The 15,706-nt window shown below is 60.3% G+C and carries 12 protein-coding genes; 7 read left to right on the forward strand and 5 right to left on the reverse strand.

From position 1 onward, the window contains the following. Nucleotides 1-30: 30 nt before the first annotated feature. A complete protein-coding gene (ccoM, locus tag ACM6IO_RS06325) occupies nucleotides 31-147 on the reverse strand; it encodes a cytochrome c oxidase subunit CcoM (protein ID WP_007906619.1) in 117 nt (38 codons plus the stop codon). 142 nt (nucleotides 148-289) lie between these two features. Continuing rightward, nucleotides 290-451 (reverse strand): hypothetical protein, encoded by a 162-nt coding sequence (locus ACM6IO_RS06330; protein WP_085988412.1) that lies wholly within the window; start codon nucleotides 449-451, stop codon nucleotides 290-292. A 186-nt stretch (nucleotides 452-637) separates the two neighbouring features. Between ACM6IO_RS06330 and ACM6IO_RS06335 the strand changes: the two genes are divergently transcribed. From ACM6IO_RS06335 to ACM6IO_RS06345, 3 genes are all read left to right on the forward strand, one after another. Then, entirely contained in the window at nucleotides 638-1,531 is an 894-nt protein-coding gene (locus tag ACM6IO_RS06335) for a LysR substrate-binding domain-containing protein (protein WP_414911168.1), read from the forward strand. Nucleotides 1,532-1,733: 202 nt separating this feature from the next. Then, complete coding sequence (locus tag ACM6IO_RS06340; protein ID WP_008043590.1) at nucleotides 1,734-2,204, forward strand: RidA family protein; 471 nt, start codon at nucleotides 1,734-1,736, stop codon at nucleotides 2,202-2,204. Next, on the forward strand, nucleotides 2,201-3,388 hold the full coding sequence (locus tag ACM6IO_RS06345) for an aminotransferase class V-fold PLP-dependent enzyme (RefSeq protein WP_192228643.1): 1,188 nt from the start codon (nucleotides 2,201-2,203) through the stop codon (nucleotides 3,386-3,388). Before ACM6IO_RS06340 ends, ACM6IO_RS06345 begins: the two co-directional genes overlap by 4 nt. On the opposite strand, the gene ACM6IO_RS06350 is transcribed toward ACM6IO_RS06345, so the two are convergent. After that, complete coding sequence (locus tag ACM6IO_RS06350) at nucleotides 3,385-3,726, reverse strand: hypothetical protein (protein ID WP_008034222.1); 342 nt, start codon at nucleotides 3,724-3,726, stop codon at nucleotides 3,385-3,387. The two genes, ACM6IO_RS06345 and ACM6IO_RS06350, sit on opposite strands and share 4 nt — an antisense overlap. A gap of 219 nt (nucleotides 3,727-3,945) precedes the next feature. On the opposite strand from ACM6IO_RS06350, the gene rapA reads away from it, so the two are divergent. Beyond that, entirely contained in the window at nucleotides 3,946-6,792 is a 2,847-nt protein-coding gene (rapA, locus tag ACM6IO_RS06355; protein WP_008034221.1) for an RNA polymerase-associated protein RapA, read from the forward strand. Nucleotides 6,793-6,993: 201 nt separating this feature from the next. Here rapA and ACM6IO_RS06360 read toward each other — a convergent pair whose 3' ends face one another. After that, nucleotides 6,994-8,343, reverse strand: a complete 1,350-nt coding sequence (locus tag ACM6IO_RS06360) for a spinster family MFS transporter (RefSeq protein ID WP_008043599.1) — start codon at nucleotides 8,341-8,343, stop codon at nucleotides 6,994-6,996. Between the two features lie 337 nt (nucleotides 8,344-8,680). Here ACM6IO_RS06360 and ACM6IO_RS06365 point away from each other — a divergent pair, with 337 nt between their 5' ends. Both ACM6IO_RS06365 and ACM6IO_RS06370 read left to right on the forward strand, forming a co-directional pair. Further along, entirely contained in the window at nucleotides 8,681-9,040 is a 360-nt protein-coding gene (locus ACM6IO_RS06365) for a YkgJ family cysteine cluster protein (RefSeq protein WP_414911169.1), read from the forward strand. A gap of 143 nt (nucleotides 9,041-9,183) precedes the next feature. Beyond that, nucleotides 9,184-11,466 carry a putative bifunctional diguanylate cyclase/phosphodiesterase gene (locus ACM6IO_RS06370; protein ID WP_414911170.1) on the forward strand — a complete coding sequence of 761 codons (2,283 nt, stop codon included), beginning with the start codon at nucleotides 9,184-9,186 and terminating at the stop codon, nucleotides 11,464-11,466. Here ACM6IO_RS06370 and ACM6IO_RS06375 read toward each other — a convergent pair. Next, nucleotides 11,357-12,253 carry an NAD(P)-dependent oxidoreductase gene (locus ACM6IO_RS06375; protein ID WP_414911171.1) on the reverse strand — a complete coding sequence of 299 codons (897 nt, stop codon included), beginning with the start codon at nucleotides 12,251-12,253 and terminating at the stop codon, nucleotides 11,357-11,359. The genes ACM6IO_RS06370 and ACM6IO_RS06375 overlap by 110 nt on opposite strands. A 198-nt stretch (nucleotides 12,254-12,451) precedes the next feature. Between ACM6IO_RS06375 and ACM6IO_RS06380 the strand changes: the two genes are divergently transcribed. After that, the gene (locus ACM6IO_RS06380) at nucleotides 12,452-14,653 is read left to right on the forward strand and encodes a hypothetical protein (RefSeq protein ID WP_008034213.1); all 2,202 of its coding nucleotides are present in this window, start codon (nucleotides 12,452-12,454) and stop codon (nucleotides 14,651-14,653) included. Nucleotides 14,654-15,706 lie beyond the last annotated feature (1,053 nt).

The raw sequence follows: 15,706 nt of genomic DNA on the forward strand, positions 1-15,706 counted from the left end.
GCCTTGCGTGCTCATTGCATCCAGAAAGACCTACGGTTTTTTCCGTTTGTGCGAATCTTTCCAGATAAAAAATCCAAACCCTGCGAAAAACAGAACCATGAGGCCGACTGTCAGCACTCCGGCGATCACCACGTTGTCGAAAAACATGACTGGCCTCCTGCACTTGCCCTGTTGCGATGGGGCTAAGTTAACCAATCAGGCAGGAGAGGAAATTGACCGGGATCAATATCGCCCGAGACTGGGCGCAAAGGAGGGGGAAAACTGATCTGCATCAACGGATGCGAGGGGTTTAACGCTTTTTCGGTTTGCTCTTCGGCTTCTTCTTCGCTTTGCCCAACGGCATTGCCTGCTCGAATGCCTGGCGCACTTCGTTCAGGCGTTTTTCGTTGAGGTCATGAACACGCTTGGCGCGTTCGGAATTGAGGTCGATCAGTTTGTCGTCTTGGCTCATGGTCTTCAGTGCATCGTGTGAAATGAAGTTCAACTGCCGCATCGCTCGGCAGGATTGCGCCAATAATGCGGTCTGGCGCCCGCGCTGACCAGTCGCCTGCGTAACAGCGGCTTAACAAAATATGTGCTCACGGCGTTTTTTCAACGCACAATCGCGACTTTGCGATGGACCCAAAGGACCCGCGCCGTGGAACTGCACCAGGATCTGCCTCCCTTGATGGCCCTGCGCGCCTTCGAGGCCGTGGCGCGCCATTTGAGTTTCATCAAGGCCGCCGATGAATTGTCGGTGACCCAAAGTGCAATCAGCCATCAAGTGCAGAAACTGGAACAGTTCCTCAACCAGCGGCTGTTTATCCGCCGCACCCGGGCCATCGATCTGACGCCTGCCGGCGAAGCGTATTACCGGCAGATTCAACCGGCTCTCACCTCCATCGCCTTGGCCACCCGTGAACTGCGGGGCAATGAGCACCAGGAAAGCACCCTGCGCATCGGCCTGCTCGCCTCGTTCGCCACCCTGTGGCTGGCGCCGCGCCTGGCCAGTTTCAACGCGCGCCACCCGCACATTCATGTCGAACTCCTGCCCTCGGTGCAACTGGCCGACGTCAGCGGCGGCGAAGTCGACCTGGCCATTCGCTACGGCAAAGGTGGCTGGCCGAAAGTCCAGGCCCGACGCTTTATGGTGGAAACACTGACCCCGGTCTGCAGCCCGGCGTTCAAGGCCAAGGGCACCGACCAAGGCCCGCTGCTCATGGCCAAGTCGCACCAGCCGTTCGAGTGGATCGACTGGAGCGCGCACAACGCCATCGACCTCAGCCATTGCCCCAGCGTCATGCTCCACGACTACAACATCGTCGTCGAAGCCGCCGTGGCCGGCCAAGGCATCGCCATGGGACGTCATCACTTGATCGAGCGCCGACTCAAGGACGGCTCGTTGGTAGAAGCCTTCTCCACCCCGCCGTTCATTAGCGATATCGGCTATTGGCTGGTCACGCCCGAGCGACCGCCGAGCCACGCAACACAATGCTTTAGTGAATGGCTGAATGAGATGGCCAACATCGCACACAAATCTCACGGCGACTGAAGTTCAAAATTGTGGGAGCGAGCCTGCTCGCGAAGGCCATGTCCCATCCAACATTCATGTGACTGACACACCCTTTCGCGAGCAGGCTCGCTCCCACATTCGATCTACGCATGAGCCAATTGAATACGTCGGATTAAATCTATCCGTTTGTCGCACTCCCCGTCCGCCAACATGCTGAAGCCTTCATTCAGGAGGATTCACCATGACCGATTCACTCGCCCACCGCGTCCAGCAACTTGGCCTGAGCCTGCCGACACCGAGCCAGCCCATCGCCAATTACGTCAACCACGTGGTCAGCCAGAACCAGTTGTTCATTTCCGGTCAGATTCCGTTACTGGACGGCAAACCGGCATTCATCGGCCGATTGGGAGAGTCGATCTCCGATGAAGAAGGCGCCAACGCCGCCGAACTTGCCGCGCTGGGCCTGCTCGCACAATTGAGCGATGCGCTCGGTGATGACCTGTCGAAACTGGTGCGCATCATCCGTCTTGGCGTGTTCATCGCCAGCGCCGCGGATTTTGCGCGTCAAGGTGCGGTCGCCAATGGCGCGTCCAACCTGTTGGTCAATGCCCTCGGCGAAAAAGGCCGGCATGTGCGCACGGCTGTCGGCGTATCGAGCCTGCCCGGCGGCGTGGCCGTGGAAATCGACGCGATTTTCGAGCTGCGTCCATGAACCTCGACGAAGTGGAGCGTTTGCGAGCGGCGACGCCGGGGTGTGCCAGCGTGATTCACTTCAACCACGCCGGCGCCTCGTTGCCGAGCCAGGCCACCCTCGACGCGATCATCGAGCAACTGCGACTCGAAGCCCGCTGCGGCCCCATGGAGGCCGCCGACCAGAGCGTGCAGGCCCGCGCTCGCAGTGCGGCGGCCCTGCTGCTCAATGCAAACACTGAAAACATCGCGTTCGCCAGCAGCGGTTCGGCTGCCTGGGGCATGGCATTCAATGCATTGGGGCCATGGCAGGACGGCGAGCGGATTTTGGTCGGGCGCCATGAATGGGGCGGCAATCTGGCCTGCATCGCCGGGGCCGTCAGCGCCGGGGCGCGGCTGGAGGTGATTCCCTGCGATGAGACGGGCGCCGTGTCCGTGTCCGCCCTCCAGCAGATGATCGACCCGAAGGTGAAGCTGATCGCGCTGACCTGGCTGCCGGCCAACGGCGGCCTGATCAACCCGGCCGAGGCCATCGGCGCCGTGGCGCGCCAGCACGGCATTCCCTACTTCATCGACGCCGGCCAGGCGCTGGGGCAATTGCCCTGCGATGTGCAGGCGTTGAACTGCGATGTGCTCAAGGGCGCCGGACGCAAATTCCTCCGTGGCCCGCGAGGAACGGCGTTGTTGTACATCAAACCGGGGTTTCTCGAACGTCTCGTGCCCGGCCATCTGGACGTGCTTTCCGCACCGTGGGACGGCGAAGGTTTCTCGGTGCGTGACGATGCGCGGCGGTTTGAAACCAGTGAAGTGTCGGTGGCTTTGCTGGCCGGGCTGGCCAATGCGCTGGAGGAGTTCAACCACTTGGGTGCAACCCGGATTCGCCAGCGGATCGAGGGCTTGAGCGGGCAACTGCGCGAACGCCTTGAGTCGGTCAGCGGGCTGACGCTACACAACCTGGGGCCGGCGAATCAGCAATCAGGCTTGGTCGCCTTCACGCTCAAGGGTTGGGACAGCGTTGAATTGAAGCAGCGGCTGGCGCAACGAGGGATCAACATCGGCGCCAATGGCGTCGCCTATACGCCGCTGGATATGCAGGCCCGAGGGCTGGACAGCATCGCGCGGATTGCCGTCAGTTACCTCAATACCGAAGAAGAAGTGGATGTACTGCTCAACGCCCTCAACGAACTTTCCCTCATCAAGGACTAAATCTGAATGTCGACCCACAACCCCTGACGCGGCTCGTCGTCCATCAATGGCGCGACCGGCACGGTGTTATCCGCGTTGAGCTCCGTGCCGGGAATGGCCAGGTGCTCTTCAGGATCTTCATCGGCTTCACGGCGACGGCGTTCCTTTTCCTGCTTGCGGCGCTGTTCCTCGCGCAGCTGAAACGCCGCCTCTTCCGGATCGCGCTGTTGCAGGTCGATCGTGCTTTCGTTGGAGCTTTCCTGCACCGGTACAACAGGCGGAATATCCGGGCGCTGGCGGATCGGGTCGTGCTGTGAAGTGATCGGCACGGCACTCAAGGGGAGCATCGGTGGCAGCATAATTATTTGTCTCCTGTCAGCAGGCTGTCGGCTGCGGGGATGGCGACTTGAGCCATCGGTCGCAAACTGTGACCGGATTGGCACTAACAAGTGCCCCGGCCCGCACACGTCTCAAGCGGTGGACTAACGTAAGACTGTGAGTTTTTCTGAGAGTCCTTTGGCCCTGAAGCCCTCATTCCGTTAAGATAGCCCGCTTTTTCAAGGTGGGAGTCAGGCAGCATGGCGCAGCAGTATCAACCGGGGCAACGCTGGATCAGTGACAGCGAAGCCGAGCTGGGTTTAGGCACCGTTCTGGCACAGGACGGCCGCTTGTTGACCGTGCTCTATCCGGCCACTGGCGAGACTCGCCAGTACGCGCTACGGAATGCGCCCCTCACCCGCGTGCGTTTTTCGCCGGGCGATTCGATCATTCACTTCGAAGGCTGGAAACTGACCGTACAGGAAGTCGACGACATCGACGGCCTGCTGATCTACCACGGCCTCAACGCGCAGAACGAAGTGGTCACCCTGCCGGAAACCCAGCTGTCGAACTTCATTCAGTTCCGACTGGCCAGCGACCGTTTGTTCGCCGGGCAGATCGACCCGCTGGCCTGGTTCTCCCTGCGCTACAACACCCTGGAACATACCAGCCGCCAGTTGCAATCCTCGCTCTGGGGCCTGGGCGGCGTGCGTGCGCAACCCATCGCGCACCAGTTGCACATCGCCCGTGAAGTCGCCGACCGCATTGCGCCGCGGGTATTGCTGGCAGACGAAGTGGGCCTGGGCAAAACCATCGAAGCCGGCCTGGTGATTCATCGCCAACTGCTCTCGGGCCGCGCCAACCGCGTGCTGATCCTGGTGCCGGAAAACCTGCAGCACCAGTGGCTGGTGGAAATGCGCCGCCGCTTCAACCTGCAAGTCGCGCTGTTCGACGAAGAACGCTTCATCGAAAGCGACGCCGCCAACCCATTCGAAGACACCCAGCTCGCGTTGGTCGCCCTGGAATGGCTGGTGGAAGACGAAAAGGCCCAGGACGCGCTGTTCGCCGCCGGTTGGGACTTGATGGTCGTCGACGAAGCCCACCACCTAGTGTGGCACGAAGACAAGGCCAGCCCTGAGTACTCGCTGGTCGAACAGTTGGCTGAAGTCATTCCCGGCGTATTGCTGCTGACCGCCACCCCGGAACAACTGGGTCAGGACAGCCACTTCGCGCGTCTTCGCCTGCTCGACCCGAACCGTTTCCATGACCTGCACGCCTTCCGCGCCGAGAGCGAGAACTATCGCCCGGTGGCCGAAGCCGTTCAGGAGCTGCTGGACAAGGGGCGCCTGTCGCCTGAAGCGCACAAGACCATTCACGGTTTCCTCGGCAACGAAGGTGAAGCGCTGCTGAGCGCCGTCAATGATGGCGACACTGAAGCCAGTGCCCGCCTGGTCCGTGAACTGCTCGACCGCCACGGCACTGGCCGTGTGCTGTTCCGCAACACTCGCGCCGCTGTGCAGGGTTTCCCGGAACGCAAACTGCATCCGTACCCGCTGCCGTGCCCCGATGAATACCTCGAACTGCCGCTGGGCGATCACGCCGAGCTGTACCCGGAAGTCAGCTTCCAGGCCCAGCCGGACGCCAACGAAGAAGAACGCTGGTGGAAATTCGACCCGCGCGTCGAGTGGCTGATCGACCAGCTGAAAATGCTCAAACGCACCAAAGTGCTGGTGATCTGCGCCCACGCCGAAACCGCCATGGACCTGGAAGACGCCCTGCGCGTGCGTTCCGGTATTCCTGCGACGGTGTTCCACGAAGGCATGAACATCCTTGAGCGTGACCGCGCCGCCGCCTACTTCGCCGATGAAGAATTTGGCGCGCAAGTGCTGATCTGCTCGGAAATCGGCAGTGAAGGTCGCAACTTCCAGTTCTCGCACCACCTGGTGCTGTTCGATCTGCCGTCGCACCCGGACCTGCTGGAGCAGCGGATCGGTCGTCTCGACCGGATCGGCCAGAAGCACATCATCGAACTGCACGTGCCGTACCTCGAAACCAGCCCGCAAGAGCGCTTGTTCCAGTGGTACCACGAAGCGTTGAACGCATTCCTCAACACCTGCCCGACCGGCAACGCCTTGCAGCATCAGTTCGGCCCGCGCCTGCTGCCGCTGCTGGAAAATGCCGACGACGGCGAGTGGCAAGCGCTGATCGACGAGGCTCGCACCGAGCGTGAGCGCCTGGAAGCCGAGCTGCACACTGGCCGTGACCGCTTGCTGGAACTCAATTCCGGCGGCGCTGGCGAAGGTGATGCACTGGTCGAGGACATCCTCGAGCAAGACGATCAGTTCACGCTGCCGATCTACATGGAAACCCTGTTCGATGCATTCGGTATCGACAGTGAAGACCACTCGGAAAACGCCCTGATCCTCAAGCCGAGCGAAAAAATGCTCGACGCCAGCTTCCCGCTGGGCGACGACGAAGGCGTGACCATCACTTACGACCGCAACCAGGCGCTGTCTCGCGAAGACATGCAGTTCATCACCTGGGAACACCCGATGGTGCAAGGCGGCATGGACCTGGTGCTGTCCGGTTCGATGGGCAACACCGCCGTGGCGCTGATCAAGAACAAGGCGCTGAAACCGGGCACCGTGTTGCTGGAACTGCTCTACGTCAGCGAAGTGGTTGCACCGCGTTCGCTGCAACTGGGTCGTTACCTGCCGCCGGCCGCGCTGCGCTGCCTGCTCGATGCCAATGGCAATGACCTGTCGGCCCGGGTGTCGTTCGAGACCCTGAACGATCAACTGGAAAGCGTGCCGCGTGCCAGCGCCAACAAGTTCATCCAGGCCCAGCGCGATCAGCTGACGCCACGGATCAACGCCGGCGAAGAGAAAATCTTCCCGCGTCATGCCGAGCGCGTGGCTGAGGCGCAACGTCGTCTCGCGGCTGATACCGATGAAGAACTGGCGCGCCTGACCGCGTTGCAAGCGGTCAACCCGACCGTACGCGACAGCGAACTGGTTGCCCTGCGTAAACAGCGTGAACAAGGTCTGGCGATGCTCGACAAGGCAGCGCTGCGACTGGAAGCGATTCGGGTGTTGGTGGCGGGTTAATCGCCCTGCCCCACCTCGCGCAATGAAAAAGGCCCGCAGCGATGCGGGCCTTTTTTTGTCTCGGATAAACCAGACAATCCCTGTAGGAGCCGGCTTGCTGGCGATGGTCGTTAACGATAACGCGTACTGACTGGTTCACCGCGGCGTATTCGAGTCCATCGCCAGCAAGCCGGCTCCTACAGGTCTTCTATTCCAGTTTTTCTAAGCGGTGACCGCCGGGATCTGCGGCTCAACCACCGCCACCAAGCCTTCCTTCATCCGCTTCGCATCCCGCACAAAACACCGCGACGCCATGAACAGGAACACCATCGTAAAGAACAGCGCTACCGGAATCAGGTACATCGCGTCATGCAGGCCAACAGCCTTGAACGCTTCGGTCATCTGTTCGGCGCCGGCCGCCAGCATCGCCGTGTGCGCAAAGTGATCGGACAAACCGCCCACCACCACCGGCCCCAATCCGCCACCCAGCAAATACAGCCCGGCAAAGAACAGCGCCATCGCCGTGGCCCGCAGGCGTGGTTCGACCACGTCCTGGATGGCCGTGTAAACGCAGGTGTAGAAGTTGTAGGCAAACAACCAGCCCAGACTGAACACCGCCACGAACACCCCGATCTCGATCCGCCCGGCATGCAACGCCCACGCGGTGCACACCGTCGAAACGATCAGGCTGAACGCCGCAAACAGCAGCCGCCCATTGGCCACCCGCTGGTGAATCTTGTCTGCGACCCAGCCGCCCAACGTCAGGCCGAACAGCCCCGTCACACCAACGATCACACCGGTCGCCACCGCCGCTTCGTGCAATGGCATCTGGAAGTAGCGTTGCAGCATCGGCACCAGGAACGAGTTGCAGGCATAGGTCGCGAAGTTGAAACACAGCCCCGCCATCACCAACCACAGAAAGGTCGGCACCGCCAGCACCCGGCGGATCGGCCGGTCCACACGCTCCTGCGAGACCTGCACACTTTCCGCTGCGCCGCGTTTCGGTTCCTTGATGAAAAACATGAAGACCGCCAGGATCAGCCCCGGCACCGCCGCGATGAAGAACGGCGCGCGCCAGCTGTCGAACGCCTTGACCATCCAGCCGATGGTGAAGAACGCCAGCAGCAGGCCCAACGGCAGACCCAGCATGAAAATGCCCATCGCACGCGCACGGCGGTGGGCCGGGAACAGGTCGCCGATCAGCGAGTTGGCGGCAGGTGCGTAACTGGCCTCACCGATACCGATGCCCATGCGCACGATCAGGAAACTCCAGAAACTGCCCACCAGCCCATTGACCGCTGTCAGCCCGCTCCAGGCCGCCAGCCCCCAACCCATCAACTTGGCGCGCGAGCCGGTATCGGCCATCCGCCCCAGCGGCAGCCCGGCAATCGCATAGACAATGGTGAAGGCGGTACCGATGATCCCCAGTTGAAAGTCGCTGAGGTGCCATTCCATACGGATCGGCTCGATGATGATGGCCGGAATGGTGCGATCGAAGAAATTGAACAGATTGGCCAGGAACAGCAGGAACAGAATGCGCCAGGCATTCGCCGCTTGGGTCGAGTTCTGCATGGGTCCGTCTCTTTTTATTGTTTTTGGGGCATCACTGTCCCCGGAACCTGCAATCTAGTCAGGCCCGGTGCAACTGTCTGTAATTATTCGTAAGGCTGATATCAACCCATGGCGCCAGTCGAGCTGGCTTGCAAGCGATGGCGATGCCACATTCAACATTCATGTGACTGATATACCGGTCGTATCGCCCGTCCCACAGTGGGTTGGTGGTGTTTTCCATGATCCGACCAACCGTTGAAAAATACCTCTGTACCCCCCTTCCAAAGCCCGAGGCGAAGCCTAGAATAGCGGCCTTGTCTGCCACACCATGCCCCCATCCCTCCTTTGATTATCGCCCATGTCCGAAGCCAGTCCGTGTCTGAATTGCGGTGCCTGCTGTTCTCACTTTCGCGTGTCTTTTTTCTGGGGTGAATGCACCTCGGCCGGAGGTTTAGTGCCCGATGAACTGGTGGCGCCGATCAGCCCCAGCCGGGTGGCCATGCTCGGCACCGACTGCAAACCGACTCGTTGTGTCGGATTGGTCGGTGAAGTCGGCACCGCGGTGCAATGCTCGATTTACGACCAACGCTCCAGCACTTGCCGCGAGTTCGATGCTTCCTGGGCCAACGGCGAGGCGAATGTGGATTGCGATGCGGCACGAGCCGCCTTCGGGTTACCAGCGCTGCAACCCGATTTACCTTATGAGCAGATCGCCTGAGTCTTAGCCGTAAACGCTATAACGCTTATGCCAAAATCATTAGTGCCAATGTGCCATCACCGCTGACGCTCTTTGTATGACCTCTATACTCCAAAGCATTCGCCAGCGTGCATGGCGCGGGCCGGGACAAGACGGGGCATGCTATGGAGTGGCTTGGTTTGCATTTTTTTACCGAGCTAACCGCGAACGGGCAAGTTGTCCTCAATTGCACACATGATCCTTTTCTGGTGCTGCTGGCCTATCTGGTCGCCTGTGTGGGCGGCTTCGCCACGCTGGACATGGCCGAACGGGTCGGGCATTCGGAAAACCCGGCGTCACAACGGCTGTGGCGCTGGATCGGCGCCGGGTGCCTGGCAGGCGGCATCTGGGCCATGCATTTCATCGGCATGCTGGCGTTTCAGGCGCCGGTCGAGATTCAATACGAACTGCCCGTCACCCTTGCCTCCCTGCTGATTGCCCTGTTCGCCTCGTGGCTGGCGATGCACACCCTCAGTCATCCTCACCTGAGCATCCGGCAGTACATCCAGGCGGCCATTTGCATTGGCCTGGGCATCGCGATCATGCATTACGTGGGCATGGCGGCGATGCGTTCGAATGCGATGACGTATTACGAACCGGTGCTGTTCATCCTTTCCATCGTCATCGCCATTGGCGCCAGCCTCGCGGCGCTGTTGCTGTCGAGTCGATTGCGCGAAGGCTCTGGCCTGCTCCATCAATTGGTCAAATTCAGCGCCAGCCTGGTGCTTGGGGCGGGCATTATCAGCATGCATTTCACCGGCATGGCCGCCTTCAGCCTGGTGTTGCCGACCGGCAGCCCACTGACGTTGCCCGGTGACAACAATCACCTGCAACTGGGGCTGACGGTGGCGGTCATCACGCTGCTGATCATCGGCAGCAGCATCAGCGCAGCACTGGCGGACAAGAAACTGCAACACAAGGAACGCGACCTGCAACGGGTCAACACGCTGCTCGGCCAACTGGATCAGGCGCGCATGTCGCTGCAGGAAGTGGCTAACTATGACGCCCTGACCAACCTGATCAACCGCCGAGGCTTCAACCAGATCTTCGCCGAGAGGCTGCTCCAGAAAACCGATGAAGGCGGCATGCTCGCGGTGATGTTTCTGGACATCGACCACTTCAAGCGGATCAACGACAGCCTCGGCCATGACGCCGGCGACGAATTGCTCAAAGTCCTGGCCCAGCACATCAAGGGTTCGGTACGCAGTCACGAAGATGTGGTGGCGCGTTTCGGTGGTGACGAGTTCTGCCTCCTCATCAGCCTGCGTGAACGCGAGGAAGCACGGGCCATGGCCCAGCGCATCATGCTGAAGATGAAGGAACCGATCGAGCTGTCCGGGCGGCGCATGGTCATGACCACCAGCATCGGCATCAGCCTGTTTCCGGAGGATGGCACCACCTGCGAGGAATTGCTGAAACACGCCGACCTGGCGCTGTACCAGTCCAAGGGCGGCGGCCGCAACGGCCTGAATTTCTTCAGCCCGAACCTGAGAACCCGAGCCACGCTGGAGCTGCAACTCGAAGAGGAACTGCGCCACGCCCTGCATGAAAACACCGGGCTGATCCTGCATTACCAACCGATTTTCGACTTGCAAACCGCACAGGTCAGCAAGCTGGAAGCGCTGGTCCGCTGGCAACATCCGGTTCACGGGTTGCTGACACCGGACCGCTTCGTTGCCATCGCCGAGGCCAACGGGTTGATTGCCGAGCTGGACAATTGGGTTCTGCGCAAAGCCTGCGAGGACCTGAGCGAGCTGTCACGTCAGGGCTGCGAAGAACTGCACATCGCCGTCAACTGCTCACCGCTGAACCTGGCGCGCGAAGACCTCGCCGATGAAATCGAACACGCGTTGCGGGTTGCCGGAGTGGCGCCGCAGCGACTGGAACTGGAAGTGACCGAGAACGCGCTGATGGTCAACATCGCCAATTCGCTGGTGTTGTTGCGCCAGATTCGCGCCCTCGGCGTGTCGCTGTCGATCGACGAATTCGGCACCGGTTATTCCTCCCTCGCCTACCTCAAGCGCCTGCCGCTCAACTCGCTGAAGATCGATCGCTCGTTCATCCAGGACATTCCCAAGTCGACTCAGGACATGGAAATCGTTCAGGCGATTATCGTCATGGCTCACACCCTGCATTTGCAGGTGATCACCGAAGGCGTCGAAACCCTTGAGCAATACGAGTTTCTCCAGCGCAACGGCTGCGATTTCGTCCAGGGCTACCTGCTCAGCCGCCCGGTGCCGCTGGCGGAACTCCGTCCGGTACTCAGTGAAATCAACCAGCGCAAACACGGGCACACGATCAGTCCGCTGAGTCCGGTTCGCGGTACAGCTGCACCAGGGTCGACGGATCTTTTTCCAGGAATCCCTGGCTACCATGCAACCGCATCAATTGTGCGGCCAATCCGCTGATGGGCGTGGCCGAACCTTGCTCACGGGAAAATTTCACCGCGGTATCGAGGTCCTTGAGCAGCGTGCGCACGTGCCATTTCACCGGTTCAAAACGGCTTTCGGCCATTTGCGGGGCGAGGATCTGCAACGGTTTTGAATCGGCAAAACCGCCGGCGAGCGCTTCGGCAATCAGACTGGCCTGCACACCGGAACGTTCGGCCAGCGCCACGACTTCGGCGATGACCAGAGCGTTACAGGCAACGATCATCTGATTGCAGGCCTTGGTCACCTGCCCCGCCCCGACCGCGCCCATATGAGTGACACGTTGGCCGAGGCTGAGCAGAACAGGCCTGACACGCTCAAGGTCCGCCGCTTCGCCGCCCACCATGATCGCCAGGCTCCCGGCCTCGGCGCCGATAACGCCCCCGGACACCGGAGCGTCCAGCCAGCGCATGCCGGTCTGGCTGGCCAACCGCGCCGACATTTCCCGCGTCGCGGTGGGTTCCAGGCTGGAAAAATCCACCAGCAACTGGCCGCTTTTCCCACCTTCGGCCACTCCGCCCGGACCAAACACCACCTCGCGCACCACGGCCGTGTCGGCCAGGCACAACATCAGCACATCGGCGTGCCGACACAGCTCGGCAGGCGTGGCAACTTGTCGCGCACCCGCCTCGACCAGCGGCGCACATTTGGCCGGATTGCGGTTCCATACAGTCAGCGAAAACCCCGCAGCCAGCAGGCGCCGACACATCGGCAGGCCCATAAGGCCGATACCGGCAAAACCCAACGAAGGTAGGGTTGACATCATTTGGCCTCCTTTTTCATTAAAGATCGCCAAATATTGGCCGATTCATCATGACTAAGGAAAGGATTCCCCCGAGTGATGTTCAGGCCCAGTCCCTGACGCTTGGGCCCAATACGCGCTGAAAAAAGACGCGAGAACCCATCCGTGATGGTTTGACGACACGTAGTCGTCCAGCCAACCAGCCCAGGTACATGGCGCACAATGACTTCTAAAAACAATCCGGCCACTGCGATTTCCGATCTGACGCTGAGCCCCGCGGCGAACAGCCCCACGCCGTCGAAGCCATTGAGCCCCTCGCGCCCGTTGGCGACTCAGCAATACCTGTACTTCACCGAGACCAATACCGACCGCATCCTCGATAACCTCGACGGTCTGCGCGACATGGTGTTCCCGCGTCCGCCGCACCTGGAAGGCGATAACGAACAGCACAACGATCAGGAATTCCCGTCGGTGTGCCTGATCGGCCTCGGTCGCTGCGGCTCGAACATCGCGCTGGACGTCGCGGAGCTGGTGTACAACGCCCGCAAGTTCTACCTCAACGAATTCAACAACGAAGATCGCCTGTCGCCGGACAAGCGCTACGCGGAAAAGGGCTACAGCCCGGCCCAGTGGATCCGCAACAACCTGCGCCTGGGCCCGAACAAGGCCACCAAGCCGGTGTTCCTGGTCGAACCGCTGGTGATGCTCGGCGACCTCGACAAAGACATCGCCGGTCGCATCCGTTTCTCGCGCAAGGGCGAAAAAAGCGGCTTCCTGCGCGACTACAGCAAAATGAAAATCATGGACTTGTCGGAAGTCCACGCCGGTGGCGCCGGTAACGCGCCGATCCTCGGTCAGTACCTGGCCAAGATCATCCTGAACAAGGACACCCAGCGTTTCTCCAGCCCGGACTGGAAAATGATTCACTCGTACCTGATCGACAGCTGCGGCATCAAGGCCAACCAGTCGCGCCTGTACTTCTCGATCTTCAGTGCCGGCGGCGGTACCGGTTCGGGCATGGCTTCGGAATTCGGCCTGGCCCAGCAGCACTCGTACATGAACAAGACGTTCGACACCAAGCCGATGGACGAGCACGACGGCAAAAGCGGTCATTCCTTCGTCTTCGAACCGATCTTCACCAGCGGCATCTGCGTACTGCCGAACATTTCCGATCACCGCAGTGAAATGTCCGAGGCGCTGCACATCAACGCCGGTCGCCTGCTGTGCAAATATCTCTCGGAAGAATGGGACTTCTCCTACAACTTCGCCAACGAAGACAGCAGCGAAGCCAGCGTCATGGGCCGTATCCGCCCATGGAACGCGATGATGCTGATTTCCAACGACATCATGCGTTATGCCGAAGAAAGCGATGACGGCAACATCCAGAACATCGACGTCAACGCGATGGAAAAGCACGCCAACCAATACATTTCGCAGCAGATCTTCAACATTCTGACGGCGCAGGCGGTCACGACTGACTACGACCAGAACTATTTCCGTCGCGCCGGCATCGACATCGGCGAAACCATTCGCCTCGACGCCAACGACCTGTTCATGAGCCTGGCCGGCCCGGTGGCGATTGCCTACGCCGAATCGGTCGTGCCGGAAACCCCGCCGCCAAGCAGTGACAAGTTCAAGGTGTTCGAGAAAGAGCCGCAGCGCCTGAACATCGATGACCTGTTCTTCCGCTCCATCGACCTGCCGCACTTCAACAAAGTGACCCAGGCCATTGAAGGCATCAGCCTGCTGCCGATCGAGTCCAAGCGCTATCGCGCCTCGCTGGAGCAGTACAAGAATTCCGGTTACGACGCGGCCGCGTTGCACGACCTGCACTTCTTCAAGAACTGCTCGTCGGTGGTGTCGATTGTTTCGCTGCCCAAAGACTACAAGCTGTCGTACATGGACCTGAACCGGTTGAAGACTCACCTCAACAGCCTGTTCCCGAACACCACGCTCAAGCGTTATGCGCTGGTGATCGGCGCGTCGGCCAACTTGTCGCTGACCACCTTGATCGCCAAGAGCCCGTGCCTGTCGGACGACTTCCTGACGCTGATCGTGGCCTTCATCAAGCGCTGCTTCGCGAAGAACCCGTACCGCTTCGACGATACGCTGGACAACTCGATCCTCGACTTCATCATCAACGAAGACTTCAACGAAGAGCTGATCGACGACTTGCTGAACGAGTTCGAGAACCCGGCGAAGATCCTCGATACCAACTGGTATGCGATCAAACCGATGTACGAGAAGAAGTACCGCGAGCTGATCAACGACAAGGAAAAATTTGTCTCGATCAATGACATTCGCCTGTCGCGCGATTGCGTGAAAAAGGCGATCAAGTACCTGCGCGAGATCTACCGTCACCGGATTGGCAAGACCAAGGTTATTTCGCTTAATAACCACACGGGCAAGACGTTTACCGTCTGATCTGAAATCGCGTCGTTCCATTGTTTCGGGGTGTATATCCGTTTTTTGGGTGATGGCGGATATTGGTTTCGCCCTTACGGCGAGTTACTTGGAAAAGCGCCAAGTAACCAAACGCTCTTGCCCCACCACTTGGCACCTCGCTCTGGCTCGGTGTGCCCTCACTCCGGCATTGCTCCGCGGGTCGCCGCGATGGGCCATCCCTGGCCCAGCGCGGCTAAACCGGCATCCTTGCCGGTTTCCCCGCTGCGCAATGCCTGCGTTCGGCCAGCGTGGTTAACGGGGCGCCTGCGATCAAAATCAAAAACGAGGCGGCCTTTGGGCCGACCGGGGCGTCAAGCGGGCGCGCTGCGCTTGTTTGACCGTGCTGACGCCGATCCCATGTAGGAGCGAGCCTGCTCGCGAAAAACGCCCAGCCACCGCGCACATTCAGGCAGCCCGCGTCATCGTTAACGTCCATCGCCAGCAAGCCGGCTCCTACAGGGGATTGGTGTACAAGTCCGGAATGAGTGTACGAAACAAAGAAGGACAACGCGGACCACCAAAGAGCCAGGTCGACTTTAAGGCCGCCTCGCGCGGTGTTGATCTGGCTTTTGATTTTGATCTGCTTGCCCCATGGGGAGGCCGAGTGGAGGTTTTGCGCAGTGGGCAACCCGGCATGGATGCCGGGTTAGCCGCCCCCGGCCATGGATGGCCGATGGCGGCGGGCCCACGGAGCAGGACCGGAGCGAGGGTATGCCGAGCCTGGGCGAGGCACCGGACGAAAGGGGCAAGAGCCCTTGGTTACTTGGGGCTTTTCCAAGTGACTCGCCGTAAGGGCGAAACCCATAGAGGCCGTTACCGCAGCAATGGATATGTACACAAAACCACAACTCCCAGCCTGAACAGCCCCCCAATTCCAACATCCAGAAACAATTAAGCAGCCCATCGGCTGCTCAATAAACTGTGCCCGTTACGTTTACGTCACCGTTATGCCAACTCCGCCTGTGGCCTTTCTCTACGGCAACATGCCATCACGCTACTCGGCTACACACTTTTCCCCGGCGAAGCGACGCA

This window comes from Pseudomonas sp. IT-P44, assembly GCF_949768225.1.
Classification (GTDB): Bacteria; Pseudomonadota; Gammaproteobacteria; order Pseudomonadales; family Pseudomonadaceae; genus Aquipseudomonas; species Aquipseudomonas migulae.